General features: G+C 58.7%; 2 protein-coding genes. Both read right to left on the bottom strand.

Annotation, left to right across the window (positions count from 1 at the left end):
* The coding region (locus LB462_RS30910; RefSeq protein WP_224515945.1) for an FAD-dependent oxidoreductase at positions 1-493 on the bottom strand (493 nt) is incomplete at its 3' end.
* Positions 490-913, bottom strand: a 424-nt coding sequence (locus LB462_RS30915; RefSeq protein ID WP_224515947.1) for an LLM class oxidoreductase, incomplete at its 5' end; no start/stop codon positions are given. The genes LB462_RS30910 and LB462_RS30915, both read right to left, overlap by 4 nt.

Raw genomic sequence — 913 nt, forward strand, 5'->3', positions numbered from 1 at the left:
TGGAGGGGAGCGGGTGGCTAGTGGCGACGACGACAATATCGGCATCGACAATCTTTTTATCCGTCAAGGTTATCGAATAGCGCGCGCCAACCCGTGCAATGCTGAGTGCTGATGCCCGCTCGTGCCAAATGCGGCCCGTCTTGAGGAAAGGCTCGACATGATCGTGGACATAGCGCCCGAATACCGAACGCTGCGGGAATTCATCGCCCTCGATCGTCCTCCCCAGAACATCTGCGACACCGGCCACATCGGTTGCCAGCCACCGGGTAAAGTGATCCGGTTCCGCAGAGATCATCGTCATCTTGGCGGCTGGGACATTGATCCGGTGGGCGGGATCGTTGCTTGAATAGGCGAGACCACCACCGAGCCGCTCCCTCGGTTCTATCACAACAATCTCGATCTCGCTGCGTAGTGTCTGTGCTGCCAGATGATAGGCAATGGCGGTTCCGGAAAAACCGCCGCCGATAATCGCAACGACAACTGGCTCCGTCACGATTGGCTAGCCCTCAAATTTGCCGGGCGATGGTCCCCGGCGACCGTTTCGCCAAACGGACCCATATTGACTGACGTCGAGCGCGATTGAATTTCATGGTCGAGCGGCAGGATCGGAAGCACCAACTCACCGAAACGATAGGCCTCTTCCAGATGAGGGTACCCGGAGAGGATAAAGGTGTCGATGCCAATTCGGCGATACTCGTCGATACGTTCTGCTACAGTTGCCGCATCGCCAACCAGCGCAGTTCCAGCGCCACCCCGTACCAGCCCGACACCGGCCCACAGATTGGGACTGACTTCAAGCCGATCGCGGCGGCCGCCGTGCAACTCACTCATGCGCGACTGGCCGACCGAATCCATGCGGGCAAAGACTTTCTGCGCCGCGGCAATGGTATCGTCGTCAAGCTTGCTGATGAGT

Origin of the sequence: Phyllobacterium chamaecytisi (genome assembly GCF_020164455.1) — a bacterium.
GTDB classification, from domain to species: domain Bacteria; phylum Pseudomonadota; class Alphaproteobacteria; order Rhizobiales; family Rhizobiaceae; genus Phyllobacterium; species Phyllobacterium chamaecytisi.